Origin of the sequence: Psychrobacter sp. SZ93C1 (assembly GCF_015864635.1) — a bacterium.
GTDB classification, from domain to species: Bacteria; Pseudomonadota; Gammaproteobacteria; order Pseudomonadales; family Moraxellaceae; genus Psychrobacter; species Psychrobacter fozii.
Window position 1 is genome coordinate 139,197 of the sequence record NZ_JADYWY010000001.1, and the last position, 25,713, is coordinate 164,909.

Sequence of the window (25,713 nt, forward strand, 5' to 3'; positions counted from 1 at the left end):
GAAAATTAATCGAAGGATGGTAGCATTTTTTAAGATAAGCGCCTACCTTTACCACGAACCGGCATAGGCGGGTAAGCTGAAGGTAGAGACTTAATATGAGAAAATTGGCAAATATTCTCTGATGAGAAATCGTGATTTTTCGTGAGAAATTGAAGAAAAGTTATGAAGCAGGATGCAACTTAAACTTTGAAATGAGTTAGCTCATAGCCTAATTGTTGATAGGTTTTATACTTATTACGACCTTCTTCAACACTGGTCGCATCAGGTTTTATCAGCTCAAGCACTCGAGTTGGTTGGGCATTACTGGTCGCTGCCATAAAGGTATTCACGGGACGTATCGTAGTATTGAGCACGATTCCCTTGAAGTCGGCTGGCATATGGTTGCCAAGTAGGACAGGTGCTAGCGATTCGTTATTAGTATGTGCAGTAGCAGTATCCACATCAGTGCCTTCAGTATCAGTACCTTGCGCACCCGTATCCAAAAGGCATTGATGTGGTATAAAGCTCGTGGCCTCTTGTGCCCATAGCGCTTCATCAAGCGACGACAGTAACGCATCATCTTCGATAAGAATCAGCAGTGACTGCGTGCTTTTATTGAGCGCCGTTTGGGTCAATTGACAAATAAAGCCCAAGAAATCTTGGGCTTTACTCTCGCTTAAAACATAAAAACTGATCTTCATAGAATTGTTTTCATAAAGTGATTTTCATCAAATAGTTTTCATAAGTTGACTGTCATTGATTGACTAGACCATATCTGCGCTATTTTTTAGATATTGCATAAATAGTGGTACTGGACGACCAGTTGCAGCTTTGTCTTTACCTGAGTTCCATGCCGTGCCAGCGATGTCTAAATGCGCCCATGCTTGACCTTCTTCTACAAAGCGAGACAAGAAGCACGCAGCAGTGACAGCACCTGCACCTTTACCACCGATGTTTTGCAAATCAGCGATAGGTGATTCAAGCTGCGCTTGATATTCGTCATCTAACGGCATATGCCAAATGAGATCGCCTGATAAGTTACTAGCATTTTCTAAGTCAAACAATACGTCTTCGTCATTACTAAAGACGGCCGAGCGAACACTACCAAGTGCAACCACACAAGCGCCGGTCAAGGTTGCAACATCAATAATTGCTTTTGGCTGATAACGCTGTACGTAGCATAAAGTATCTGCCAATACTAAGCGACCTTCGGCATCAGTATTCAAGATTTCAACCGATAGACCATTCATTGCCTTGACGATATCGCCTGGACGCGTCGCATCACCTGATGGCATGTTTTCAGCACAGGCTAGTGCGCCGACTACATTGATTGGTAGACGCGCTTCACACAATGCTTTGATGGTACCTAATACTGAAGCCGAACCACCCATGTCAAATTTCATCTCATCCATCGCCGCACCTGGCTTGATAGAGATACCACCTGAATCAAAGGTCACGCCTTTGCCGACCAATACGATAGGAGCATCATCATTTATTGCTTGCACATTTGCATCGTTGGTTTTAGCCGCTTTCTTGGTTGGCAGTTTATCAGCCAAGGCTTTTAGACCGCCGCTGACTTTAGCACTGCTAGTCGTTGCTTTGGTAGAGCCAGCATCACTACTGAAGTTAGACTTACCGCGGTACTCCATGAGTACGAGCTTGCCTTCTTTGGTAGAGCCTTGCGCGACTGCTAAGAAGCAATGCATACCTAGCTCTGACATTTCATCTTCGCCCAGTACCTTAACGGTTAGTAGGTCAGGATAGGTCGCTGCAAGTTCTTGGGCTTTTTCTGCCATGTAAGCCGGGAAGCAAATGTTACCTGGTTCATTGGCTACATCGCGAGTCAGGCTTTGACCTGCAAATACTGACTGTGCAAATGCTAACGCAGGCTGTAAAGCAGCATCAGCAACTAGGTAGATATCAGTTAATATAGGCGTCGCTTGCTCAGATTTATATTTATCAAAGCGGTAGCTCGCAGCCAACAGATTAAGCGCAAATTGACCGAAGTGATTTTCTTCTAGTGCATCACCCAACGCGACAGTGATAGAAGACACACGCTTTTGCGTGCTGCTATAAATAGTGTTGGCAATTTTTTGCAGGACAGTGTTGTTAAACTTATCCGTATTACCCACACCGACCAATAACAGTTGTACAGGGTTTTGCTTGGTGGTTTTTTTGTCGCCTGCCAATGCGTAGTCAACAACCGTTTCACCAGCCTTACCTTTAAAGTGTGACACGTCAATCAATTGTTCAATACGTGCAGTGTAATCAGTCAGAGCAGATTCAGCCAAGATGTTTTTCTTGTCATCGATTAAAACAACCAGACAAGCTTCATCTTTGCTCTTTGCTTCTTTTTTTAGAATTTTTTGTGTATGAGTCTTTGGTAGGTGCTGAGATAATTTAATATTCATATAGTTATCCTTATTAGAGTTATGAAAATTGCAGGATTTGTGTGATTGCTTATACCTGTCAGATTATTAGATTATTTGGTCTATCGAGCAACCACAATAGTGTAGCATATTGCGATGACAGTGCGCAGTTAGCAAGTCTTGGGTAATGAGTTTGAACCATTCTGCTGTACCAATTTACACAATCATTTAATACTGTATGAATGGTTTATGGTGAGTAATATTAAGTGAAATAGTTAACTAGGGCATGTCCTCATTTCAAAAATGGAGATAAAAATGAGATAAATTGCCGTCAAACGAGAAAAATAGTGTAGATAATATCGAGATATTAACCAACTATTTGACGCTGTTTGGCAAAATTTAGCCATTTTTAGCCCAGTTAGATGACTATCGCTTGAGTTGAGGATATGCCCTAACCGTTAACCAATTCGTCCGTTGTTACTAATGCGCTAAATCTATCTTGTAGTGCTGCCATGGCGGTGTCATGCATGACATCGGCACTTATCGTTTCTTTTGTGGCACTAGGTAGGTCACGAGTGGCACAGGCGTCATGGCACACAAAATTTTGAAAACCCAAATCAAATGCAGCGCGGGCGGTTGAGCTGACACACATATGGCTCATAAAGCCAGCAAAGATAATTTGCTTTTTTTGTGCCGCTGTAATAAGTGCTTGAAGCTGGGTGTCGTGAAAAGAATTGGGATGCTTTTTGGCAATTACCGTTTCGCCATCATGCGGCTTTAATAGCTCGACAATCTCGATGTTGGGTGACAATGGATCGAAGACATTACCATTCTCCGGGCCGTGATGCATGATATGAAAGACAGGGATATCTTGCTGACGGGCTTTATCAAGCAGTAAGCGCGCGTTTGCGATGGCTTTGGTGCCAGCTTGCCCTAATGGCATAGCACCATCGACATATTCGTTTTGATAATCGATAAGGACAATAGCGCAATTGGACCAATCAAGCGTATCGAATGAGCCACCAGCGAGCTCAAGTAGGGTAGAGGGTGTAGACGTGGTTTTATTCATTAGTTGTGTTTCTCCGTATGGCATAAACATATTTTTTGAATATTCAACAGATGTCATTCAGTCTAGCAATTAATCTTAGTCATCCGCGTGACATGATACGAATGACAAACAAACCTTTATAAAATAAATAAAGCAAAAATGCCACAACAGAAGCATGGTCAACTCAAACGTTGCTACAAGCCTAACTGTTAATATGACTAATAACGAATATATATTTCATTTACTGCTTTATGGTCTATCATCTATTGAATGGGGATGGGCTGTTAGCAATAGGAATGTAATGTTTCCAAACACATTTCACCGCCATTTTTAGGCAAAACATGCTAGCATTAGCGGTTATCTTTATCGCCAGTATTTATAGGGTGTCACTAACAAGTGACGCTGTTATCTTTATACCTGCTTAAGTCTTTCACTAAGCGGTGCTGTCCCTATAATACTCAATTATCGCGCTTGAATTTGTCAGTACTCTGTCAATAATTGTGTAATTAATGAGTGCGAATACCAACCCTTTTAAGAGTGCCTATTGTGATATTACGCCGCTACATGACCCAACAAGTTGCCTCAACCACTGCTCTGGTATTGGGGTTTTTAGTGGTGATGATGCTCGGTGGTCGTTTGATACGTTACTTTGGCATTGCAGCAGAAGGTAACCTGGACATAAGCTTATTATTTACCATCATTGGTTATAATTTGCCGTATTTTTTAGAGTTGATTCTACCTTTAGCTTTTTTTATCGCGCTAATGCTAGTGTTTGGACGCTTGTACGTCGATCAAGAGATGGCAGTCATCAATGCCAGTGGCGTCTCGCGCGGTAAGCTTGCCCGCTTGATAACACCTTTGATATTGGCACTGTTCGTCGGTGAAGCCGCGCTTTCAATTGTCGGAAAACCGTGGGGCGTACGCTCTTCTGAGAGTGTTTGGCAGCAGCAAGCGTTGACCAGTGCTTTTGATTTGATACGTCCAAATGAATTTATCAGTAGTGGCAATTATCATTTGTATGTGGGCAGCTTGAGTGATGATAAAAAACAATTACAGAATGTGATATTGATTCAGTCTGAACCTGAAGCAAAGGGTAGTGCGGCTAAAAATGCAGCGGTTGATACCAGTAACAGTATCGACCCAGAAACGGCAGAATCATTAGATATACCAGACCTACCAGCCGCTGTTATCAATGCTAATATTAGCAAAGACACCATCACACTCGCCAATCGTGCTGAGCAAGTAGACACGGGAGATAGCGGCGTGACCCAGTTGGATTTATTCCAAGGTCGCCGTTATGAAGTTGGTGCAGGCAGTCTAAAATACAATCAAGTGGGCTTTGATCGTTATCGCATCACGTTGACGGAATCATCCAAAGAAGCGGTAACCGAAGACAATATCGAAACGCAAGAGATAGGCCCATTATGGCAGGCGGCGACTGGTAGCGGGCAAGTGGGCAATACCAATGCACTACGAGCAGCACAAGGTGAGCTTGGGTATCGTTTTGCCTTACCGTGGCTAATGATTATCGCGCCTATGCTGGCCGTACCACTCGCGCAAGTACGTCCGCGTCAAGGTCGCTGGTTACGTCTGTTCCCCTCTATTTTATTATTTGTCAGCTGTGCACTGGGTATTATTTCACTCAAAAATGCCGTGAGTAAAGGCAGTGTGAGTGTGTGGGCTAATGCATGGTTGGTGCTTGGGTTTATGGCACTAGCGCTTTATATGAACTGGGGCAGCCGCGTGCAGCATCGATTACGCTTTCGCAAACAAGAGAGTGAGCCACTAACGGTTATCGACAGTCAGAGCAATGGCTCACAAGGAGGGCAACCTTAATGAGTGCTTTATTCTCTAAATCTCAGGATGCTAAGTCTCAAAACACTAAGTCTCCAAACACTGGCCCTCAAGACCCTAAAGCTAAGTTTGCGAAAAGACCTGCCAATCTAAAAGTCCTTAGTCGCTACGTCAAACTTAATGCGTTGCTCGCGATTATCGGCGCAGTTTTAGGTCTGTGGGCTTTGCAGCTGGTATTCTCTTATTTGTCAGAGCTTGATTCACTAGATGACAGTTACACGATGGGTCAGGCGATTAAATATATTTTTTATCGCTCGCCTTACTTCTTAGAGCAGTTTATTCCAACGGGTGCGTTACTTGGTGCCGTAGTAGGCTTGGGCTTACTCGCCAACAAAAGCGAGCTGGTAGTGATGCGTGCCGCTGGGGTGAGTGTATATCGCATTGTCGGTTGGGTGCTACAGCCTGCAATGATTTTTGTGTTAATTGCATTGGCGATCAATCAGTTTGTCTTACCTTCTTCTAATCAATTGGCAAAAGAGATCAACGATGCAGATAGCCGTTCGTTGGTCACTTCGGTACGTGGCTACTGGACAGTGCAGCCACGGTTTGCGCGCGCAGAGGATGGCGGCACGACACCTGATGGTAGCGACGTTCTGTATATTGATTATGCTGATGTACAAGGCAATATCGGTGAAGTAAAACGCTGGCATTTGGATAATAATGGTAGCTTGCAAACGGCTGTTCATGCGGAAGATGGAAAGTATATTGGTCGTGAACCACTTGACACCACTACTGATGAACCAAGCGAGCAGTATCGTTACGAGTGGCAGCTGAATAATATGACCAAACTGAATATCGGTCAGGGTTTTGATAGCAGTCAAGCCATCTCACCGTCAGATACTTTAAGTCTGCCGTTTGCTCCTGAGTCAGTGTATTTGCTCACTCGTAAGGCAGAGGATTTATCTCTGACTCAGCTGTATGAACATCGTCAGTTTATGGGCCAGCAAGGCACACGTTCCTTAAGTCATGAGCTGGCATTTTGGCAAAAGCTGTTATCACCGTTGTCTATTCTGTCATTGGTGATCGTCGCTTGCTCATTCGTCTTTGGCTCATTGCGTACACATAGCTTAGGCTTGCGTATCGTAGTGGCGTTATTGTTTGGTTTGCTGTTTAGTTACGTGCAAGATTTGGTTGGTTTTGTCTCGCTCGCGACTGGGTTTTCGCCATTATTGATGGTGCTACTACCGATCATCGCTAGTGCGATATTGGGTGGCTATTTGCTCAAACGGCAGATGTAGCCAGATATCATTTGCCATAAAGAAGCCCGCTAAAACATATTGTTTTAGCGGGCTTCTTATTTGTATCACTTTCAGAAATTTAGTCTTTAGTTGCCATGGTAATGGTGTATGTTTTACCTTGTTTTACCTTATCGCTGTTGCCAAATACCTCGGTAAACGAGCGCTTCACAAACTGGCGCAAACCATTGATGGTCACTACATAAAAACGGCCGCCTTTACGCATGCGTGCATAAGCATCGAGGAAATACAGATAATGCTGCTCTTTACCCACCTTGGCTGGCAAGTTCGACATCACCAAGCTAAAGTCTTTGTCTTTTGCCACATGGTTAAAGCCGTTTGATAAATGCACATCGACATTTTTCAAACCGTTTTTCTCGCAGTTACGGCGCGCATATTCGACTGCCATAAAGTCTTTATCAATTAACGTATGCAGCCCGTTCGGACATTCACGTGCTGCTGTCATACCAAGTACGCCATAGCCACAACCCAAATCGATCGAATCATCGTCAGCTTCAAAATCAATATAATCAAGCAGCATCAAGCTACCATCATCAAGCTTCTGCGGAGAGAAAATACCCCACGTGGTCGCAAAATCAAACGGCTTTCCCAGTACATCTTGGCGAAAGTTAATGTCTTCGCGCCAGTGTTGGGCGTTTTTTAATAGGTCAGCAGGTGGTCTATGGCTCATGAGATTCTCAGATAATGGATAAGTAAAAGGTGGTGCGTTGCTCAGTTATGCAGCGTGCACATCATACGCGTATTGTAGCGAGAAAAGAGGGAGTTTGCAGTATCGTATTGCGAGAATTGTTCTAGCAGCTAATTTTTCTATGTAGAAAAAACTTATCAGAAAAAGATATTGGAAACATTAGGTAAGAGGCATAGCCTAAGATAGAATCTAGTTTAACCTGATAGTTTCTAAGTATCATTTATGCCAGACATTCTATTCGTATCTAAAGTCGACTTTTGGATTGCATCAGTTTTGTGGCTTGGTAGTTTGTCACTTATCCTGATTCCATTGTGGGAATGGCGATGGGGCAAAAGCGATTCACGTATGCGAAACATACTGCTTATGGCCATCCTACTGCCTTTCGCAGCACTCATGCTCATGCCTTTTTTTGAGACTAAATATACACTAACCGATAGCCAGCTACACGTAAATAGCGGCCTTTCTACTCAAAAAATCGAGCTGACAGATATTACGTATATTACGCCAACTCGAAGCATGAGTTCTGCGCCAGCACTATCATTGGATAGACTTAAAATAGCCTATCGAAATCAAGAAGTATTGATATCACCAAAAGACAAGTCGCGCTTTTATCAAGAGATACAGGCACGTAATCCTAAAATAGTGATAGATGAGGTCAGTGAATAGTCTTAGTTGACAGATGAAACAGCTAAAAACACCTCTATAGTATCACTAGCCACAGTTCTTAAAGTTGTCGTTTGCAACAGGATGTCGCTATGAAATGAGAAAGTAATTTGCGCTATTTAACTCAGATAATATCTAACACTAGTATACGAAGCGTGTCTTATGACTGGATAAACGATTAATTTTAAAACCCAAAATTGGACAGTTCTTTCCTATTTTCTTTTAGTACTTGTGCAACGAAGTCAGGGTCAACTTTTAAGAACAGTTCAATAACATCATGAATTCTCCAATAATTATCTTCTGGATTCTTAATTATGATTTGAAGATGTTCTTTTAGTAATGGAATATATTCATTAAAGTCATCATCAAGCACTAGTCGAAATATTTTATCAATTTGGAATAATTGTGTATTAGATGCTTTAATTATAATAGACACAGGCTCAAATATCGCTTTTCTGGCTTGTTCTCCTTTACCCATATCTGATTGATTTGCCCAATAGCTAATAAACGCATATAGAACGTGTTTATAAGTCTCATCATATCCATATATACGATGCTGTATCATTCCTTGCAACTCATTCTCTACCAGTAATTTTTCTAAAGTATGGAAGCCTTCTTCAATGCCCCAAGAAGTTAATAATCGTGCTGCCTGAAAAACGATATAATCATCTTCATGGCTTAAAAGATCGACAATACCTTTAATACGTTCGGGTGGTATGTCCTCAGGATCTATATCTTCAGGCAACTCTGTGTAATCAACACCTGTTGGAATATCACGTAGTAATGAGTTAATGTGAGCTTCATTCATTGTATTACCCTGACATAAAAAAATATTTTTCAGGTAACTTACCATTTTTCTTATAACTTTTCATGACGGCTACCATTGCTCTTTGATAGTGCGCCTCAGGAGCATAACCATCAATAGGCTTAATCAACCGACATGACATATCAAAGGTAAATGGCTCCATTCTATCCTTGTATAGTACAAAAATTCCATTAGAGACACACGACCCATTAAAAAACTCATATGTTATCTCATTACCATCTTCTTTAATTTTTTTGACTTCAACATACATAGCAAAACTCTTTATTTATCAATATTACTATGATAAGAAATCTAACCTCTCGGGTGATGCTCCGCATGTAATTTCTGCAATCTTGCCGTTGCCACATGAGTATAGATTTGCGTGGTTGATAAATCACTGTGCCCTAGCAATAATTGCACGCTACGTAAGTCTGCGCCATGATTCAGTAGATGCGTGGCAAAAGCGTGACGCAGGGTATGCGGCGATAGCTCTTTATCGATACTGGCGACTTTGGCATACTTTTTAAGCAAATACCAAAAATTCTGCCGTGTCATATAGCCACCTTGTGCGGTCAAAAATACCGCTTGGCAATTTCCTGATTTCAAATGCGCAATCAAATCACCACGAGCATGCGTTAGATAATCTTCTAGCGCATCGTTTGCATATTCGCCTAATGGCACCAGTCGTGTTTTATTGCCTTTCCCCGTAATTTGTAGCCAGCCAGCGTTTAGATTCACTTGTTCTAATGAGAGATTAATCAACTCGCTCACACGCAGGCCACAGGCATAGAGCACCTCTAGCATGGCTTTATCACGCAGTCCGAGTGCAGTGCTGGTATCAGGCGAGGCAAGTAGATTGTCGACATCTGCTTCAGCCAAATCTTTCGGTAGTGGACGACCTAGCTTTGGGCTTTTGATACGCTCGCAAGGATTGTCTTCACGCAGATTACTGGCAATCATCCACAGATAAAACTGACGCAAGCTTGAGAGCATGCGTGCTTGGGTACGTGGGGTTTTGCCTTCTTGAGTGAGTGTCGATAAGCAGTGCAGCACGTCGTCAGGCTGCCAGCGTGTCAGGGCGATAGGATTGGTCAGCTCGCAGGAGCGCAGGTCGCGGACATACGCATTACGAGTACGCGTCGCTAGACCACGTGCCAGCATGGCTTGACGAAACTCAGTCATATAACTGGGTTCGTCATCTACTGCCAGCGCCTTGGGTTGGCGCTGTTGCACGGCACGATCACGACTCATAAGATTTACTCTAATATAAGGGTCGACTTTATCTCTAAGTAAAGGTATCAAATCAATTAATTGAACTAGATAGCTTTAAGTCTGGTGAATTTAAAAGCGAGTTTTTTTGGCAAATATGCAAAATTGATAACAACTCATTAATTGTTTTTAAAGCAGACTCCTTATTTGAGATTGTTTCCATAGCATCTATTTCATCAAAATTTTTGACACAATTTAATAATTCATCAGATAAAAAATTTGTTTTATCAAAACTGTTCCAAAAAGCTGGTCTTCCCAAACTCCAAATACCTTCTTCAAAAGATACTGTACCAGACTTCATCCCCTCAAGTATGCCGATAGCAAGTGAAGATATATAAAACTCACTGCTGGCAATGTTAGTCTCAAGTTTTAGTATCTTAGTCATGCTGGCTTCTACATCCTCACTCTCAATCGGTACTTGAAGCATACCCTGCAAAAAATTATCGAAAAGTAGTTTTTTACTTTAAGAGTTAATGACTGTTAAACACCATAACGAGGTGACTTCAGCACTGCGCGCGACATGTAGAGGGTCGGTATCATCTTGGCTGCGACCATGCTTCGGTTTTGTATCGAGACGGTATTTCACTGCCAATCCAGCATCGGCAAACAAGTTTAATAACTCATCACGGGTGCGTAGCTGTAAATGCTCAGCTAAGTCCGACATTATCAACCAAAGCTCTCCGTGCTCAGCTAAGTGCTGTTTAGCACCCTGCAACACCCCACGCAACATCGCGCTATTGGCATCATAGACTGCATATTCGAGCGGTGAGCTTGGCTTAGTAGGTAACCAAGGAGGATTGCAGACAATGAGGTTAGCAAGTGGCGCATCAGTTGGATACAAATCTGCTTGCTGTAACTGTACGTTAGATAACGTCAAACGCGCAAAGTTCTCGCTAGCACAGGCCAAAGAACGCGGATTCAAATCCGTTGCTATCACTTGTGGGATGCCGCGCTGCGCTAAGATAATGGCCAGTAAACCCGTGCCAGTACCGATGTCATAGGCGACATCATGAGTCGCTGGTAGCGGTGCATCGAGCAACAGCTGCACATACTCATGACGGGTTGGCGCAAATACACCATAATGCGGGAAAATCGATAACCCTAAGCTGTCTATTGGGACGCCTTTTTCGCGCCATCCTGCTGCGCCAAGTGCGCCTTGCATATCACGAAATGATAATACGCATGGCTCATCAATTTCACCAAACGCTGCTGTACAGGCCGCACTGACATCAGGTGCGCGGCGTAGTTGACTGACATAACTGGCATCAAGCTCTAGTAGCAAACGGCTCAATATGCGTGAGCGCTGTGCTTGTAATTGACGCTGCTGATGAAATAAGTTGGGAATGCCCTTAACCTTTGCTGTGTTAGGTTTATTCGCCGCTTTTTTAATCTTACGCTGTTCAGATCGTTCATTCGTGCGATCTATGCGACGACCAAGTGCTTGTAGCAATTGCCGTGCATTATGGAAGTCACCATGCCATAGCAGCGATGTGCCTTCGCAAGCTAAACGGTAAGCATCATCTGCGGTCGTTGTATCATCGACCAATACAATGCGCGCAGGTGGCATATGATTGCTTTCAGACAACCAAAGAGCATTACGTAGAGTTTCGTTTTCTTGCCATTGTACATACTGCTTTTCTGTTTGTAACACGTAGTAGCCTACCTTTTGTGAAAGATATATCTCGTAAAAATCAAAGATATCTTTATATTATTAGTGTTCTAAAGTTGTTGAACGTTTTTAAGCGCTTTTTTTCTTAACCAAATAGCGATAAAGCGTCACGCTCATAGGTGCAGTATCATCACTATCGACCTTGATTTCATCAGGGTCAGTATCTAAGCTCACGTTCTCAGCCAGCGTCTCTTGAGCCAATAGTTCGTGACCCAAATGACGACAGAAATTAGGAATATCGCGCGTGGTGGCAGGATCAGTCGCCAATATTTCAATCACCTCGCCACTGTCTGCTTTGCGAATGACTCGATGTAGCATCATCACAGGCTCAGGGCAAATAAGCCCCTGCGTGTCCAGATGATGGCTGATAGAAATATCTGTTATTGAAGTTGTCATAATTGTTTTAATAAACCTAAGAGATAAGTTTGATAATGGATAGTTTGTTGATGTGCTTATTAGGATATGCTTTCTGATTTTTCTACAATCTCTGTCTCTAGCACTTCGTCAGTATCAGGCAAATCAGCCACTTCTAAAAAGTTAAAAAAGCGCTTAAAGCTCACTTTGAATAAAAATGCCACACCCAACCAACAGGACAACCCTAACCATGCAGTGTCAGCGAATAATAGACCACCAATTAATATGATGGTCGATACACCGATACTCATGGCAATCATCGAAGGTTGGTTCAAACGATAACGATAAACGACTAAGGCGTCATAAAGCGTAATGGGAATCGTGAGCGCAACCAAGGCGTATGGCAAATTATAAAATAGTTGGTAAAGCAGCTGATTGTCATGAAAGGCTTTAATACTGGCAATGGTGCCAAAGACCATGAACGCAAAGATAGCAGCATAAATAAGATAAATGGCTGCTTGGTTTATCCGTTGTGCGCCTTTAATGCGGGCAATGGCAAGCGGAGAAAAACCATGTTGCGATTTATTTTGCGTGGATTGGTCTGAAACAGTAGTCATAATAATCAGTCATTTATCCGTTGAGATGATATGGTCAATCCACTATATAGCAGAAATTATTGGCATAGGAGTGACAAGCTTGTTGCTAAGTTAATCTGCTTTGATTGCATCGATGGCGATACTGCTATTCGGATCAGCAAAGTACGTCGACATCAGGATACATGCAGAAATATCATCAATAGGGTCGCGCTCATTCTTAATCCAGCCATTGTCCCAAGCGATTTCGCGTGCTGCGACAGAGGTCAGGCGCTCATCACAGAGTGACACGACCACTGGCAGATGCTGCTCCATAACTCTATGTGCTAGGCGACGAGAAAATTTATGCGCACGCTTAGACAGCATCGAGCTACTACCATCCATATTAAGCGGTAGGCCAACGACCACCTTTGACACGCCCCACACCTTAATAATACCGAGTAGATTGTCCCAGTCAGGTTGACCATTATTCATCGCTAAAATATCAAAGGCACGTGCTGTCTCGGTAATGGTATTACCAAGTGCCATGCCCATTTTTTTGACGCCATAATCTAGGGCTAAGACAAGATGTGGCTTAACGGTCGCTTCAGCAACGCCAGTATCAGTCTCTATTGCATTGGTGCTATCTGTTATGAGAGTGCTATCTACCATAGTAATGGATGTATCCTGTTTTGATTTTTTATTTCTGTATTCATGGAACATCTGAGGTTAAGCGTGACCGATATCACTGCTTAGGTAATCAAAGTTGATCCCGATTTTATCAGCGGCTATTTGCCAGCGCTCTTCAAATGGCGTATCAAACAATAAGTTTAGATCCGCAGGGCAGACCAACCAGTCACCATTATTCAATTCTTGGTCTAGCTGTTTTTTGCCCCAGCTGGCATGGCCCAAGCACAGTTGATAGTGACCAACACCTTGACCGGCGGCGATACGCTTGAGGATATCTTGACTGGTCGTGATGCAGACATTCTCTGAGATAGCAAAAGAAGACGCCCACTCTGGCTGACCCGTATGCAGCACAAAGCCAACCTCAGGATACATAGGGCCGCCCTCTAATGCCAAATCTTCCATTACCTGTGGATCAGTCACCTCAATATCTAAATCTTCTAGCAGCTTACCCACATGTGATTGCTCTAATGGACGATTGATGACCAAGCCGAGTGCACCGTGCTTATCATGACGGCAGATATAGATTAGCGCCTGCTCAAACCTTGGGTCTGACAGTTCTGGCGCCGCGATTAAGAAATGATGAGTCAAATTGGTTTTAGACATAGAGACAAGCAAAACCTAATAATGAAGGTGAAAGACCACTATATGGCGATAGTGAGTAAAAAATCAACTAAAGCAAATATTTAGCCGTGATGTAGAGCTAATCATAAACTTAGAATGTTTATTTAACATCTGTCAATAAACTACGAGCATGGTCACGGGTAACGTCAGTAATAATCACACCACCGGACATACGTGCCAGCTCATCGACCTGTGCACTATCGGTCAATATCAACAGTTCACTCTCAGTCTGCTCCTGATGATGCTTTTGTACCAAGATATGCTGATGCGCTTGCGCCGCCACTTGTGCTTGGTGCGTAATGGCTAATAATTGTTGTGTACGGCCAAGCTCACGTAATAACTCGCCGACGACTTGCGCCGTGCCTCCACTAATACCGACATCAACCTCATCAAATACTAGCATTGGCTTGGCAGCGTTATTGTCCGCATTGGTGGCTTGCAATACTTGCATGACTAAAGCCATTCTTGACAGCTCGCCACCTGACGCAATCTTGTGCAGTGGCTGCATCGGCATACCAACATTGGCGCTAAATAACAGGTCAATATCAAAACAACCTTGCGCACTATATTGGCTAGGATTTACTTTTTTGGTAAAGACAAACTCGCAGCGGGCATTGGGTAGCGCAAGCGGTTGTAATTGCTTAATCAATTGCTTACTGACAATTGGTGCAGCTTTAGTGCGTTCTTTATTTAACTTAGTGGCTAGTGTCAGATATTCTTGCCAAGCTTGTTCAATTTGTGCTGCCATCGCATCGCTACTTGGCTCATTTTCTAATTGCTCTAATTGTGTTTCCCAGCCTTTTGCTTCCTCAATTAAATCACTGGCTGGCAAGCTGTGCTTTCGTGATAAACGATGCCCCAAGCTGATAAGACTGTCTAGTGTTTGCAAGCGCTCAGGATCAGGCAGTTGTTGCTCTGCATAATCTGATAATAGGCCAGTCACTTCAGTGATTTGCTGCTGTGCTAAATGTAGCTGTTCAGACGCTTGCTCAAAGGTTTGGCTGACGCTCATTTGATTGTCACAGAGCTTAATAGCTTGCCCTAATAGGGTCATAACATCTGGCTCATCTGTATCATTATCGAGCAGATGTAAGCCGTGGCTGGCCTCTTGCATCAGTGCTTCTATATTCGACAACTCTTCATGCTCTGCTTCGACTTCTGCGTAATCGACGGCTAGTAATGGGGCAATGTCTGCTAGTTGGCTTTGCAAAAGTTGAATACGGTCTTGACGTTGGGCTTCACGACTGGCGATATCATCGGCGCGGCGTTTGAGCTGCTGATAGGTTTGATAGCTGCTGGCTGTTTGTAAGGCTAGAGGTGTGATTTGCGCCATCTCGTCTAACCATTTCACTACAAACTGTGGTTTAAGCAACGCTTGCTGAGCATGCTGACTATGGATATTGACCAGTAGTGTGCCCAAACTTTTTAGCTCAGCCAAACTCACTGGCACACCATTTAACCATGCCTTTGAGCGGCCGTTGTTACTGAGTTGGCGGCGAATTAATACTTCCGGCTCTTCTAGCCCTCTATCGTTTTTAGCGAACCAGTCAGCAATGACATGGTTGTCTTCTACATCAAACTGCGCATAAATATCTGCATGTGCAGCACCATGTCTGACCATGGCACTGTCTGCACGCTCACCCGCACACAGTGATAACGCATCAAGTAAGAGCGATTTGCCAGCTCCCGTTTCGCCAGTGATGACATTGAAGCCTTCAGCCACACTCAGCTCATGCTGAGCGATCAACGCAAACTGATGTAAAGTTAATGATACTAGCATCAACGCCTCTCATGATAGACAATGAGCTTCACTTATAAAACAGTAAAGCCATATCTAAAATAGAATAAATAAGTGAAATCGTTCAGGTACTAATACTAGCTATATAACGATAATTAGCAAATATTATGGTGTTAAATGTGGTCAAATACAAATTTTAATAGCAGTGAATACAATAAATTGAGGAAAAAATATTATCACAAAATTTGCAATAGCTAATGGTTCATTGCTGTCATTTGCTGCTTAATATTAGTCATGAATTGAATAAGTTAATCAAATTTCAGTGAGATATTAGAATCAAATATTCAGCCGAAAAGACATTCTAGAATGGGCATTAGATAAAATTTTCCTAACCGCTTTAACAAACTTTATAGATATAATGTGGTAGCATAATCTAACATAATGATAAACTCTTACTGGCTAGCTTTTATGCCTCATGTTACATGACAACGAGTCACAATACTTTCAAATTAAGCAGGTATAGTGCTAAAGGTAAGAATCTCAACTATGAGTCTATATCGTCTTTGTAAAGCCTGCGCCCACAGCTAGAGCACAGGTTCTAGAACAATAGAAAACACAAATTAGAATCTATATTTTCTAAAATATACACTTTCACGGTACTCTACCCAGTTACTTATTTTTTAGTTTTGCAATAATTATTTGATAAGGAAGCCACTATGACAGCGGCGCAATTTACTAATGTAACAGTCAATGCTCAAGCAACGATATCTTATGATGGTCGTTGTTCTAGCCACACTATTATGTTCGAAGATGGTCGACATAAGACATTGGGCGTAATTTTGCCTTGTGATAATTTGGTCGAGCACTATCACTTTAGCACCAACACCTCTGAGCGTATCGAAATCATCAGCGGTGAGTGTGAAGTCAAAACGAATGGTGAAGAAGAGTTCAGTTACTACCGTGCAGGTCAGTCATTCGTGGTTGAAGGCAATAGTGGTTTTAACTTACGTACCGAAGAAATTGTACAATATGTTTGTCACCTAGAGGGCTAATTTGATTGGCAGGTCTTTATCAAAACCAGCCGGTTGAAATCATAGTTTAGTGGCTTACCATTTATCATGCCAAGCACTTCTCATTCAAAAGAAATAAACAATACTGAATTGGCATTGTTTATTTCTTTTTCAATTGTCACACCCTTTTATTCACAGTGACTTGCTACAATCATTTCTCTATTCTTTTTCTGTTTTATCGCATTAGGCGTTGACCACCTTATAAACAATCACTTCATAACTAGTAGGCCTACTATGGCAAAACCTATTTACTTCTATGGTATTCATGCAATTGATGCCTTACTCGAACATCGTCCTCTTGATGGGCTTAGCTTGTTCGTACAGCAAGGCCGCGAAACTGATAGTCATGTCCAAGCAATTATGGCACAGGCAAGCGCCAATGGCATAAGCATTCAGCCAACGCAAAAAGACAATCTCACGCAATTATGTGGTAGCCCGCAACATCAAGGCGTCGTGCTAAATGCTCGCCCATTAGGCTTTGCTAACGAAGGGTTGCTGGATACGATTGTTGGACGTGATCAGTGCTTGCTATTAGTTTTAGACCAAATCACTGATGCGCATAACTTTGGCGCTTGCTTGCGTACTGCTGTAGCAATGGGCGTGGATGCTGTGGTTTGTCCAAAGCATCATGCGGCAAGCCTAACACCAACGGTTTCCAAAGTATCTGTTGGCGCAGCTGAGATGATGCCGATCATCAGTGTAACCAATCTGGCTCGTACACTGTCACAGATAAAGAGTGCAGGCGTATTTGTTTTTGGGACCGCGCTCAATTCTGATGCCAAGCCGATACATGCTGCCGATTTAACAGGTAAGACAGCTATTATCATGGGTTCAGAAGGGGAAGGGATGCGTCGTCTGACGATGGAGAGCTGCGATGAGCTGGTTTATATTCCAATGTCAGGTAATGAGTATGGCAACCTACAGAGTCTAAATGTGAGTGTTGCCACGGGTATGGCATTATACGAAGTTAATCGGCAGCGAACTTTAGCTGCTGGGCCAGTATAAGATATTCTTGATGTAGTGGTTCTAATTGTGAGTATAGATCTGTAAGATTACTTTCATTTAGCACCACATCATCAGCATGGCGATTGCGCTCTTCGCGGCTTAGTTGATTGAGCATGATGGCTTTAATCTTTTGCACGCTTTGCTCGTCACGCTGACTGGCACGTGCAAGCTGCGTGTCTTCAGTGGCATCCATTACTAGAATACGTTGGCATAGATTCGCCAGTCCTGCTTCTGCAGCTTCGATGAGTAGTGGTGCTGACAACACTATATAAGGTGTGGTACTAGCCGCTAACTGAGCTTTTGCTGTCTCGCGTATCGCAGGATGAGTGATTGCTTCTAACTCAATTAATGCATCAGGGTGTGTGAATACGTGCGTTCTTACGGCCGCTCGATCCATGGAACCATCACCATTCAATACCCAATCACCAAATTTCTTCTGAATTTTTCGCAAGGTCGAACTGCCTTTAGCGACGATTTCATGGGCAATGACATCGGCATCAATAATATCAATACCTTGCTCAGCGAACCAAGCACTAGCAGCAGACTTCCCACTACCGATACCACCCGTCAAACCGACTACTAACGTCTTATTTTTAGTTTGTGGGCTTTGCGATTGATGTGAGTAAGGTGAAGAGTTGATTGTGTATTTTGACATAATGATGACTTATCTGATTGGTATGATAATAGTAGCAGTTGCCAATTGAAAAATATAGCTTTCAAGTAGGACATTTAAAGGCTGATAGTTTGCTGTCCTAACCTGTTTTTATTGTCACAAACTATTAAGGATACATACCGAGATACCAGCTGACAATCTCTGAGCCATATAGTAAAGCAACGATACCTGCAATAGCGATGTAAGGACCAAAGGCGAATGGTTTACTCTCACCTTGCTTTCTCATTAGGATAATTCCGACAATTGACCCTAGCAATGAAGATAATAAAATAATCAATGGCAACATCATAGGCCCGAGCCAAGCCCCTAATACTGCTAAAAGCTTAAAGTCTCCTTGTCCCATACCATGTTTTTTAGTGATAAGGAAAAACACCTTAACCACTACCCATAATGATAAAAAGCCAAGCAATAAACCCCAAATTGACTGAGTTGGTGAGGCAAACCAGCCTTGTGAGTTCACGGCCAATCCTAAACCTGCTAAAGGAAAGGTTAAGCGATCTGGTAGTAACTGAGTATCAAAATCGATTCCTGTTAAGGCAATGAGCGTCCACACTAACAGTAACGCTGACAATCCAGCGGCACTAACCCCAAACTTATAAATCACTAACACTGACAGTAATGCAGTAACCAGCTCAACGATAGGATAACGCAGACCGATAGAAGCCTTGCAGTCTGAGCATCGTCCGCGTAGTACCAACCAGCTAACTAAAGGTATATTTTCATACCACTTAATTTTATGGCTACAATGAGGGCAGCGTGAGGCAGGTAGGCTCAAAGTAATAGGTTGGTCAGCGGCTACGATATTTGTTAGAGGTAGAGTATGTTCATGTGGAAGGTCTACTTGCTCGGACATAAACTGGCTGCATTCTTGTCGCCAACCATAAAGCATCATCAGTGGAATGCGGTGAATCACCACATTCAAAAAACTGCCAACACAAAGACCCAATAGACCAAATACGATTAAAGCCATAACCGTATTATCTTGCAGTAACTGTATAAATTGCATGAAGTAGCAGTCCTTTAATTCGCTTTTAACCTACCACTGCGCCCATTTGGAAGATTGGCAAGTACATTGCAATGACCAAGCCACCAACTAATACACCTAATACAGCCATGATCATTGGCTCCATTAAGCTAGTTAATCCATCAACCGCATTATCAACCTCGTTTTCATAATAGATAGCTACTTTGTCAAGCATCTCCTCTAAACTACCAGACTCTTCGCCAATACCAACCATTTGGATAACCAAGCTTGGGAAAAGGTTGGTTGAGCGTATTGAAAATTGTAATTGCTGACCAGTGGAGACATCATTTTTGATTTGTTGGGTCGCATTATAGAATACGACGTTATTGGTGGCACCAGCGGTAGAGTCTAGAGCATCAATAAGCGGCACACCTGCAGCAAAGGTAGTCGATAGCGTGCGTGAAAAACGCGCGATTATCGCTTGATAAGCGATATTGCCAAATATAGGCGCTTTCAGTACGGCACGGTCTAAAAAGTCTCTAAACTTCTTAGAGCGCTTTTTACCTTCTGAAAAACCAATAATGGCACCACCAATGAGGATAATGAGTACAAACCACCATGCTTGCATCCACTCAGACATACCCACTACCATTTGTGTGAACGCAGGCAGTTCTGCACCAAAAGACTCGAAAAGATCTGAGAATACGGGTACTACCTTAATCAGTAGAATCATAGTAACAATAATGGCGACTACAATAACGGCAATCGGATATTTCATGGCTTTTTTGATTTTAGCTTTGAGTAATTCACTTTTTTCTTTGTAGGTCGCAACTCGTTCAAGCATGGTTTCAAGGGAACCTGACTGCTCACCCGAGTCGACAAGAGAGCAAAAGAGATCATCAAAGTAGCGCGGATGGTTACGCAGTGAAGAGGCAAAAGTACCACCCGCTTCGATATCAGATTTTATTTGTAAGACCAGTTCTTTCATACTAGGGTTGTCAAGTGAGTCAGCAACAATCTCAAAAGATTGTGTCAGTGGCACACCTGCTTTCATCATAGTTGCCAACTGCCTAGCAAAAATAGCAATATCAATAGCTTTAATAGACTTTTTGAAAGTATAAAGAGGCTTCGGTTTCTTTTTAATGCCTTTGACAGAGATACCTTGTTTACGCAAAGTTGCTTTCGCAAGCTCTAAACTACGACTAGTAGTCTCCCCTTTGACTTTCTGTCCGCGCCGGTTCACCCCGTCATAGACAAAGTCTAACAGCATGTCGGTCTTCGCTTTTGCCATGATACTACCCTCAAATATTGTCTAATATAGATATTGCAAAGATGTATAACGATGCCTGACTCACTAAGTTAGAGTGGCATACTTTATTTTAACGCAAAAAACCAGTATATATCTGTTTTATATTTAAGTATATCTGGTATGTAGTATTGCTGGTCTCTAAAAGTCTAAGCTAATAGAGCAAGGCTTATATAAATAACAATACTATTTATGAGCTAGGAATAGCTACTCTGAGGTAACACGCATCATTTCCTGAATACTAGTGACACCTTGTAATACTTTCAAAATACCAGAGCGGCGTAAGTCCCGAAAACCATTTTTAAGAGCCGCATCCTTAATATCTATCGCATTGCCATCTTCCATGATAATTCGTGAAATATCTGGGCTAACTTTCATTACCTCGTAAACACCCACACGGCCTTTATAACCTTCACGGCACTCATTACAGCCAACGGGCTCATAAATGATGCTATCCGGATTGTCTAAATCTGTATCAGTAAAACCGAGCTCGAGCAGGCTCTGCCGCGGAATATTGATAGGTTTTTTGCAGTTTTTGCATAAGCGGCGTGCCAATCGCTGGGCAATAACTAAATTGACTGAGGTAGCAATGTTGAATGATGCAACCCCCATGTTTTTTAAGCGGGTTAGCGTTTCGGGAGCAGAGTTGGTGTGAAGTGTTGAGAGGACCATATGACCTGTTTGCGCAGCTTTAATCGCAATCTCAGCCGTTTCAAGGTCACGAATCTCACCAACCATCACAATATCCGGATCTTGGCGTAAAAAAGATTTAAGCGCATTGGCAAAGGTTAAGCCTACTTTAGGATTAACGTTGACCTGATTGATACCTTCTAGGTTAATCTCGACTGGGTCTTCGGCGGTGGAGATATTGGTCGCCCCAGTATTTAAAATGTTAATGCCTGTATAGAGTGAGACCGTTTTACCAGAGCCAGTAGGCCCCGTGATAAGTAGCATGCCTTGTGGTTTGTTAAGCGCTTCCAAGAACATCTCTTTTTGGTCGGGCTCATAACCTAAAGCTTCAATACCGAGCATGGCAGATGAAGGATCTAAGATACGTAAGACAATTTTTTCGCCAAATAAGGTCGGTAAAGAGTTCACTCGGAAATCAATGGCCTTGTTTTTAGACAATTTCAGTTTGATACGTCCGTCTTGCGGTATACGTCGCTCTGAAATGTCCATTTGCGACATCACTTTTAAGCGTGCCGCAATTTTACCTGCCAACTGTACAGGAGGGTTAGCCATGCTTTGCATCACACCATCGACGCGAAATCGCACCCGATATGTTTTTTCATACGGTTCAAAATGTAAGTCAGAGGCACCCATCCGAATCGCGTCAACCAACATTTTATTAACAAACTTTACAACAGGCGCTTCATCCACACTATCAGTAAGCTTGGTTTCTCCTTCACTTTCGTCATCTTCACCATCGTCAAATCCAACATTCAAATCACTGTCATTGAAGCTATCAAAGCTTTGCATGGTATCAGCGTAAAGGCTTTCAATACGCTTTTTTAGCTTATCTTCTTCAACGACGATAGTTTCAATAGACAGCCGTGAGTTAAAGGCAATGGCATCGATAGCATCAACGCGAGTGGGATCACTCAATGCGACAAATAATCGTTGCCCTCGTTTAAATAATGGCAGCGCATTAAATTTACGAACGATTTTTTCGTCTACTAAATCTTTTGGAACGACATCATTGCTTAAGGCATCAAGGTCGAAGAGCGGGTCGCCAAATGCTTGTGACAGCATCTTAGCAAGATGATAAGCATCGGCGAGTTTGTGGTCTACTAAATAAGATACGAGTCCTATTTGTTGCTGTTGCGACTCAGACTGTGCAGTTTTCATGTTTGCTTCGCTAACAATACCTTCGCTGATTAGCTGATGTGCTAAACCACCATACTTATTAGATGTGATAGACATTACGACCTCTCCTTGATACCAAGTATTCTGTATATTTGCCTGAAATTTAGATACTATTTATAGTCTTTGACAGACACATTTTATCAGTCATCATTGCCCCTTGGACTGTTGCTAATGAAAATTGATGAAAAGGTGTTTTTGTAAGAGGTTCAATAGATAGTTGTTATTAATAGTATATGCCATCATCGGCTTAATACATCAGATGACTAATCATAGTCTTTTATATGTAGATGCAATAGTATAGAACTTTACTTTAGTTTAAAAACTTTATATAGACTATTAAGCGACTAGCCCGTAAAAAACGTCACTTATAATAGTGTCGTTTTAGTATTTGCCTTGATAGCCTGTTTATTTGCGGATAGCAGCATACTATAGCACTGGTGAATTATTTGTTATACTGGCGCGCATATTAGCCGAATTGGCAGGAATACATGAGACAGGGTAGATGAGTATGAAAGCTTGGGTGATAGGTAATTGGAAACAGAATCCAGCCGCGAGTCAAGACGTCGATACGTTGTTAGAAAGCTTATTGACAGCAATAGATAGTGGAGCAGAGGCTGGTACTGAGCTTTCAAATAGTCATTGCAACTTAATGGTGGCACCAAGCTGTATTCACTTAGCAGCTGTCAGTACTCGTTTAAAAGGTACGCCTATATTGTGTGCTGCACAAAATATTAGTGCTCATAGTGCGAGTACGGGTGCATATACAGGCGATTGCTCTGCGCAGCAAGTGGCTGACACGGGTGCCATGTGGACGTTACTTGGTCATTCTGAGCGCCGTCAGTATCATCAAGAGTCTAATGAGTGCTTATTGCAAAAAATGACTCATGCATTAACGCAAGACTTAGGTGTGGTACTTTGTATCGGTGAAACCCAAACGCAATATGATGCGAAGCAAACGCTAGAAGTGATCGATGGCCAGTTATCCGTCATCAAGGACTTATTGGTTCAACAACCAGATATAGCTGCTTCATTATCTGATCGTCTGATCATTGCTTACGAGCCTGTCTGGGCGATTGGTACGGGTAAAGTACCGACCGTGACGGAGGTCAGTAAAACCCATCAGCATATAAAGCAGACAGTGGCAGGTTTTGCGGATAGTTTGAATGAAATGACTGTTTTATATGGCGGTAGTGTCAATGCCGATAATGCGGATAGCTTTGCTGCCGACTCTATGATCAATGGTGCATTGGTTGGCGGTGCTTCATTAAAAGCAGAGAGTTTTCTGGCGATTGCTAATGCATTTAGTCGTGCTAGCACTTAGACCTTAATGTAGCACTTAGAGATAAAGTTCACTATCTGTATGTAAAGTGTCTTTATCAGTTGGCAAAAGTAGGTTTAACAGTACCCTTGCAATCGTGTACAATGCGCCTTATTTATATAATCGATTTGGCGTGATGATACGTCCTACTAAACTTAAGATTTATTTACCGTTATCAGTCGTCATTATGCGGCAAAAGAGGCCACCATGTTTACGTTTATATTAGCCCTGCACATTATTGTGGCGATTGCCATGATCGGCTTGATTTTGATACAGCATGGTAAAGGGGCAGACGCTGGAGCTTCTTTTGGTGCTGGCTCGTCAGGTACCGTATTTGGTGCAGCGGGCACTGCCAACTTTTTGACGCGCGCTACCGCTGTGTTGACGGTGATATTTTTTATCACTAGTATGACGCTTGCTGTTCATGCCCGTAAGCAAGCTGAAGATCAGTTTCGTCTAGATGCGCCCGTTTCAGTACCACAAACACCGCGTCCTTTGACTCAAGATCCTCAGTAAGTATCTTTTAAACATGCAGCCCTTGCTATTTTGATGCGTTAGATTTACAATGCGTTTCTGTTTTCAGAAGTACCACTCTATGGATGCCTACCTTAAGCATCTTTTATAGTAGACTGGATATGATGGAACAGAGTAGTAAAATGCGATTGTGGTGGAATGGTAGACACGCCATCTTGAGGGGGTGGTGGCGCAAGCTGTGGGGGTTCAAGTCCCCCCAATCGCACCAAGTTTTATTACGCAGCACAGCGTAAGGTTATGTTTTATAGTCATCAATTGTTTTATTTGAAATTAGTTTAAAATAAACGTTGACACTTCTATCAAACCTACCTATAATGTGCGTTCTAGATTGATGCGGGGTGGAGCAGTCTGGTAGCTCGTCGGGCTCATAACCCGAAGGTCGTTGGTTCAAATCCAGCCCCCGCTACCACTTTTTATACTGATGTTTTGTACACTAAATTTGTCAGTAGCGATTAGCCCACCATTATGCTTGTGGGTTTTTTTGTATCTGGCTGTCAGCATTATCGCGGTCTTTATCCTACTTATGTTAAGCTCTAGCTCTATAGAGTACGATAACATCTACTGTAGCTTGTCGTGACTCACCGTTATTAGAGTGATGCTCCTTAAGCACACTATCTTTATACTCCTCACTCTTTTATCGATAGTATTGCTTTATGAATAATAAAAGCATTGTCTGGCTGAGCTTGATGTTTTTTATGCTCATCCCTATATAAAGGCATAGCGCATAAACAATATGCTAGTGATTTAAAACAATATTATGACCGTGTCTCCTACTATATAAGTGCATACTACTAATAAGTAAGAGATGAATGAAAAATTCAATACGGTTTACTAAGTATGATAGATACGCGAATAGGAAAAGATAAATAGATTATGAAGCTTTCGACCAAAGTTACAGAACTGACCAACATTATTGCCCCTGCCGTCGCTGCTTGCGATGTGGCACTATGGGGTATCGAGTTTGCACCACAAGGTAACCGTTCATTGTTACGTATTTATATTGAGGCATTGCCAGAAGAGCAAGCCCAAGATAAGCAAGTAACGATTGAAAACTGTGCTGCAGTGAATCATCAGGTAAGCGGTATTCTTGAGGTTCATGACCCGATTGCCGGTGAGTTTATCTTAGAAGTCTCTTCACCAGGTTTTGATCGCGCATTCTTCTCAGATGAGCAGATGCATGGCTATGTTGGTCAAACCGTCAGCTTGCGTTTGATACAAGCGATTGGTGAAGGTGATCAAAAGCGTCGTAAAGCGACAGGTACTTTAGACAGTATCGATGCAACCTCGCTAAAATTGACATCAAGTGATGGTCAGCAGTTTGAGATTGCACTGAGTAATATAGACAAAGCCAATTTGATTTACGAAGACGCTTAATCAGCTAGAGTGTTCATCTTATGAATGT

26 protein-coding genes and 2 tRNA genes are annotated in these 25,713 nt (G+C 42.5%); 10 read left to right on the plus strand and 18 right to left on the minus strand.

The window, feature by feature from the left end; translation table 11 throughout:
* Positions 1-179: 179 nt before the first annotated feature.
* From I6E83_RS00620 to I6E83_RS00630, 3 genes are all read right to left on the minus strand, one after another.
* On the minus strand, positions 180-680 hold the full coding sequence (locus I6E83_RS00620; protein WP_110922093.1) for a DNA polymerase III subunit chi: 501 nt from the start codon (positions 678-680) through the stop codon (positions 180-182).
* A gap of 63 nt (positions 681-743) precedes the next feature.
* Positions 744-2,390 carry a leucyl aminopeptidase gene (locus tag I6E83_RS00625; protein WP_110922092.1) on the minus strand — a complete coding sequence of 549 codons (1,647 nt, stop codon included), beginning with the start codon at positions 2,388-2,390 and terminating at the stop codon, positions 744-746.
* A gap of 409 nt (positions 2,391-2,799) precedes the next feature.
* Positions 2,800-3,417: a cysteine hydrolase family protein gene (locus I6E83_RS00630; protein ID WP_197099535.1), complete on the minus strand. Its 618-nt coding sequence runs from the start codon at positions 3,415-3,417 to the stop codon at positions 2,800-2,802.
* A 543-nt stretch (positions 3,418-3,960) separates the two neighbouring features.
* Between I6E83_RS00630 and I6E83_RS00635 the strand changes: the two genes are divergently transcribed.
* Positions 3,961-5,232: an LPS export ABC transporter permease LptF gene (locus I6E83_RS00635; protein ID WP_197099537.1), complete on the plus strand. Its 1,272-nt coding sequence runs from the start codon at positions 3,961-3,963 to the stop codon at positions 5,230-5,232.
* Complete coding sequence (lptG, locus tag I6E83_RS00640) at positions 5,232-6,488, plus strand: LPS export ABC transporter permease LptG (RefSeq protein WP_197099539.1); 1,257 nt, start codon at positions 5,232-5,234, stop codon at positions 6,486-6,488. Before I6E83_RS00635 ends, lptG begins: the two co-directional genes overlap by 1 nt.
* Before the next feature lie 79 nt (positions 6,489-6,567).
* On the opposite strand, the gene I6E83_RS00645 is transcribed toward lptG, so the two are convergent.
* Entirely contained in the window at positions 6,568-7,176 is a 609-nt protein-coding gene (locus I6E83_RS00645) for a class I SAM-dependent methyltransferase (protein ID WP_197099540.1), read from the minus strand.
* A gap of 240 nt (positions 7,177-7,416) precedes the next feature.
* On the opposite strand from I6E83_RS00645, the gene I6E83_RS00650 reads away from it, so the two are divergent.
* Positions 7,417-7,860: a PH domain-containing protein gene (locus I6E83_RS00650; protein ID WP_197099542.1), complete on the plus strand. Its 444-nt coding sequence runs from the start codon at positions 7,417-7,419 to the stop codon at positions 7,858-7,860.
* A 181-nt stretch (positions 7,861-8,041) separates the two neighbouring features.
* Here I6E83_RS00650 and I6E83_RS00655 read toward each other — a convergent pair whose 3' ends face one another.
* From I6E83_RS00655 to recN, 10 genes are all read right to left on the minus strand, one after another.
* Entirely contained in the window at positions 8,042-8,665 is a 624-nt protein-coding gene (locus I6E83_RS00655) for a hypothetical protein (protein ID WP_197099544.1), read from the minus strand.
* Between the two features lie 4 nt (positions 8,666-8,669).
* Complete coding sequence (locus I6E83_RS00660; protein ID WP_197099545.1) at positions 8,670-8,933, minus strand: hypothetical protein; 264 nt, start codon at positions 8,931-8,933, stop codon at positions 8,670-8,672.
* 41 nt (positions 8,934-8,974) lie between these two features.
* Positions 8,975-9,913 carry a site-specific tyrosine recombinase XerD gene (gene xerD, locus I6E83_RS00665; RefSeq protein ID WP_197099547.1) on the minus strand — a complete coding sequence of 313 codons (939 nt, stop codon included), beginning with the start codon at positions 9,911-9,913 and terminating at the stop codon, positions 8,975-8,977.
* A 52-nt stretch (positions 9,914-9,965) separates the two neighbouring features.
* Positions 9,966-10,358 (minus strand): hypothetical protein, encoded by a 393-nt coding sequence (locus I6E83_RS00670; RefSeq protein WP_197099548.1) that lies wholly within the window; start codon positions 10,356-10,358, stop codon positions 9,966-9,968.
* Between the two features lie 36 nt (positions 10,359-10,394).
* Positions 10,395-11,582, minus strand: a complete 1,188-nt coding sequence (locus tag I6E83_RS00675; protein ID WP_197099550.1) for a methyltransferase — start codon at positions 11,580-11,582, stop codon at positions 10,395-10,397.
* An 87-nt stretch (positions 11,583-11,669) separates the two neighbouring features.
* The gene (gene tusA, locus I6E83_RS00680; RefSeq protein ID WP_197099552.1) at positions 11,670-11,996 is read right to left on the minus strand and encodes a sulfurtransferase TusA; all 327 of its coding nucleotides are present in this window, start codon (positions 11,994-11,996) and stop codon (positions 11,670-11,672) included.
* Between the two features lie 59 nt (positions 11,997-12,055).
* Positions 12,056-12,571 (minus strand): hypothetical protein, encoded by a 516-nt coding sequence (locus I6E83_RS00685; protein WP_197099553.1) that lies wholly within the window; start codon positions 12,569-12,571, stop codon positions 12,056-12,058.
* A gap of 90 nt (positions 12,572-12,661) precedes the next feature.
* Complete coding sequence (ruvX, locus tag I6E83_RS00690) at positions 12,662-13,198, minus strand: Holliday junction resolvase RuvX (RefSeq protein WP_197099555.1); 537 nt, start codon at positions 13,196-13,198, stop codon at positions 12,662-12,664.
* Positions 13,199-13,255: 57 nt separating this feature from the next.
* Positions 13,256-13,819, minus strand: a complete 564-nt coding sequence (locus I6E83_RS00695; RefSeq protein ID WP_194196217.1) for a YqgE/AlgH family protein — start codon at positions 13,817-13,819, stop codon at positions 13,256-13,258.
* A 118-nt stretch (positions 13,820-13,937) separates the two neighbouring features.
* Positions 13,938-15,617: a DNA repair protein RecN gene (gene recN, locus I6E83_RS00700; RefSeq protein WP_197099557.1), complete on the minus strand. Its 1,680-nt coding sequence runs from the start codon at positions 15,615-15,617 to the stop codon at positions 13,938-13,940.
* 674 nt (positions 15,618-16,291) lie between these two features.
* On the opposite strand from recN, the gene I6E83_RS00705 reads away from it, so the two are divergent.
* Positions 16,292-16,627 carry a pyrimidine/purine nucleoside phosphorylase gene (locus tag I6E83_RS00705; protein ID WP_197099558.1) on the plus strand — a complete coding sequence of 112 codons (336 nt, stop codon included), beginning with the start codon at positions 16,292-16,294 and terminating at the stop codon, positions 16,625-16,627.
* A 252-nt stretch (positions 16,628-16,879) separates the two neighbouring features.
* Positions 16,880-17,650: a 23S rRNA (guanosine(2251)-2'-O)-methyltransferase RlmB gene (gene rlmB / locus I6E83_RS00710; RefSeq protein WP_197099560.1), complete on the plus strand. Its 771-nt coding sequence runs from the start codon at positions 16,880-16,882 to the stop codon at positions 17,648-17,650.
* On the opposite strand, the gene coaE is transcribed toward rlmB, so the two are convergent.
* From coaE to pilB, 4 genes are all read right to left on the minus strand, one after another.
* Complete coding sequence (coaE, locus tag I6E83_RS00715; RefSeq protein ID WP_197099562.1) at positions 17,613-18,305, minus strand: dephospho-CoA kinase; 693 nt, start codon at positions 18,303-18,305, stop codon at positions 17,613-17,615. The genes rlmB and coaE overlap by 38 nt on opposite strands.
* 124 nt (positions 18,306-18,429) lie before the next feature.
* Positions 18,430-19,329, minus strand: a complete 900-nt coding sequence (locus tag I6E83_RS00720) for a prepilin peptidase (protein ID WP_197099564.1) — start codon at positions 19,327-19,329, stop codon at positions 18,430-18,432.
* A 25-nt stretch (positions 19,330-19,354) separates the two neighbouring features.
* Positions 19,355-20,578: a type II secretion system F family protein gene (locus I6E83_RS00725; RefSeq protein ID WP_197099566.1), complete on the minus strand. Its 1,224-nt coding sequence runs from the start codon at positions 20,576-20,578 to the stop codon at positions 19,355-19,357.
* A 222-nt stretch (positions 20,579-20,800) separates the two neighbouring features.
* On the minus strand, positions 20,801-22,516 hold the full coding sequence (gene pilB / locus I6E83_RS00730) for a type IV-A pilus assembly ATPase PilB (RefSeq protein ID WP_197099568.1): 1,716 nt from the start codon (positions 22,514-22,516) through the stop codon (positions 20,801-20,803).
* A 451-nt stretch (positions 22,517-22,967) separates the two neighbouring features.
* Here pilB and tpiA point away from each other — a divergent pair, with 451 nt between their 5' ends.
* The 5 genes from tpiA (at position 22,968) to rimP (ending at position 25,685) form a co-directional block, all read left to right on the plus strand.
* A complete protein-coding gene (gene tpiA / locus I6E83_RS00735) occupies positions 22,968-23,780 on the plus strand; it encodes a triose-phosphate isomerase (RefSeq protein WP_197099570.1) in 813 nt (270 codons plus the stop codon).
* Between the two features lie 204 nt (positions 23,781-23,984).
* Entirely contained in the window at positions 23,985-24,293 is a 309-nt protein-coding gene (gene secG / locus I6E83_RS00740; RefSeq protein ID WP_110922073.1) for a preprotein translocase subunit SecG, read from the plus strand.
* 142 nt (positions 24,294-24,435) lie between these two features.
* Positions 24,436-24,519, plus strand: a tRNA-Leu gene (locus I6E83_RS00745).
* 124 nt (positions 24,520-24,643) lie between these two features.
* Positions 24,644-24,720, plus strand: a tRNA-Met gene (locus I6E83_RS00750).
* 464 nt (positions 24,721-25,184) lie between these two features.
* Positions 25,185-25,685 carry a ribosome maturation factor RimP gene (rimP, locus tag I6E83_RS00755; protein ID WP_110922072.1) on the plus strand — a complete coding sequence of 167 codons (501 nt, stop codon included), beginning with the start codon at positions 25,185-25,187 and terminating at the stop codon, positions 25,683-25,685.
* The last annotated feature ends 28 nt before the right edge of the window (positions 25,686-25,713 follow it).

What these genes read in the sequence shown, in the direction of transcription:
- coaE (WP_197099562.1), bottom strand. Translation starts at nt 18,305, where the DNA reads ATGTCAAAATACACAATCAACTCTTCACCTTACTCACATCAATCGCAA.
- I6E83_RS00655 (WP_197099544.1), bottom strand. Translation starts at nt 8,665, where the DNA reads ATGAATGAAGCTCACATTAACTCATTACTACGTGATATTCCAACAGGT.
- pilB (WP_197099568.1), bottom strand. Translation starts at nt 22,516, where the DNA reads ATGTCTATCACATCTAATAAGTATGGTGGTTTAGCACATCAGCTAATC.
- I6E83_RS00685 (WP_197099553.1), bottom strand. Translation starts at nt 12,571, where the DNA reads ATGACTACTGTTTCAGACCAATCCACGCAAAATAAATCGCAACATGGT.
- rlmB (WP_197099560.1), top strand. Translation starts at nt 16,880, where the DNA reads ATGGCAAAACCTATTTACTTCTATGGTATTCATGCAATTGATGCCTTA.
- rimP (WP_110922072.1), top strand. Translation starts at nt 25,185, where the DNA reads ATGAAGCTTTCGACCAAAGTTACAGAACTGACCAACATTATTGCCCCT.
- I6E83_RS00695 (WP_194196217.1), bottom strand. Translation starts at nt 13,819, where the DNA reads ATGTCTAAAACCAATTTGACTCATCATTTCTTAATCGCGGCGCCAGAA.
- xerD (WP_197099547.1), bottom strand. Translation starts at nt 9,913, where the DNA reads ATGAGTCGTGATCGTGCCGTGCAACAGCGCCAACCCAAGGCGCTGGCA.
- I6E83_RS00625 (WP_110922092.1), bottom strand. Translation starts at nt 2,390, where the DNA reads ATGAATATTAAATTATCTCAGCACCTACCAAAGACTCATACACAAAAA.
- I6E83_RS00725 (WP_197099566.1), bottom strand. Translation starts at nt 20,578, where the DNA reads ATGGCAAAAGCGAAGACCGACATGCTGTTAGACTTTGTCTATGACGGG.
- I6E83_RS00670 (WP_197099548.1), bottom strand. Translation starts at nt 10,358, where the DNA reads ATGCTTCAAGTACCGATTGAGAGTGAGGATGTAGAAGCCAGCATGACT.
- I6E83_RS00645 (WP_197099540.1), bottom strand. Translation starts at nt 7,176, where the DNA reads ATGAGCCATAGACCACCTGCTGACCTATTAAAAAACGCCCAACACTGG.
- I6E83_RS00650 (WP_197099542.1), top strand. Translation starts at nt 7,417, where the DNA reads ATGCCAGACATTCTATTCGTATCTAAAGTCGACTTTTGGATTGCATCA.
- I6E83_RS00635 (WP_197099537.1), top strand. Translation starts at nt 3,961, where the DNA reads ATGACCCAACAAGTTGCCTCAACCACTGCTCTGGTATTGGGGTTTTTA.
- I6E83_RS00705 (WP_197099558.1), top strand. Translation starts at nt 16,292, where the DNA reads ATGACAGCGGCGCAATTTACTAATGTAACAGTCAATGCTCAAGCAACG.
- I6E83_RS00720 (WP_197099564.1), bottom strand. Translation starts at nt 19,329, where the DNA reads ATGCAATTTATACAGTTACTGCAAGATAATACGGTTATGGCTTTAATC.
- ruvX (WP_197099555.1), bottom strand. Translation starts at nt 13,198, where the DNA reads ATGGTAGATAGCACTCTCATAACAGATAGCACCAATGCAATAGAGACT.
- lptG (WP_197099539.1), top strand. Translation starts at nt 5,232, where the DNA reads ATGAGTGCTTTATTCTCTAAATCTCAGGATGCTAAGTCTCAAAACACT.
- I6E83_RS00620 (WP_110922093.1), bottom strand. Translation starts at nt 680, where the DNA reads ATGAAGATCAGTTTTTATGTTTTAAGCGAGAGTAAAGCCCAAGATTTC.
- I6E83_RS00660 (WP_197099545.1), bottom strand. Translation starts at nt 8,933, where the DNA reads ATGTATGTTGAAGTCAAAAAAATTAAAGAAGATGGTAATGAGATAACA.
- I6E83_RS00630 (WP_197099535.1), bottom strand. Translation starts at nt 3,417, where the DNA reads ATGAATAAAACCACGTCTACACCCTCTACCCTACTTGAGCTCGCTGGT.
- recN (WP_197099557.1), bottom strand. Translation starts at nt 15,617, where the DNA reads ATGCTAGTATCATTAACTTTACATCAGTTTGCGTTGATCGCTCAGCAT.
- tusA (WP_197099552.1), bottom strand. Translation starts at nt 11,996, where the DNA reads ATGACAACTTCAATAACAGATATTTCTATCAGCCATCATCTGGACACG.
- tpiA (WP_197099570.1), top strand. Translation starts at nt 22,968, where the DNA reads ATGAAAGCTTGGGTGATAGGTAATTGGAAACAGAATCCAGCCGCGAGT.
- secG (WP_110922073.1), top strand. Translation starts at nt 23,985, where the DNA reads ATGTTTACGTTTATATTAGCCCTGCACATTATTGTGGCGATTGCCATG.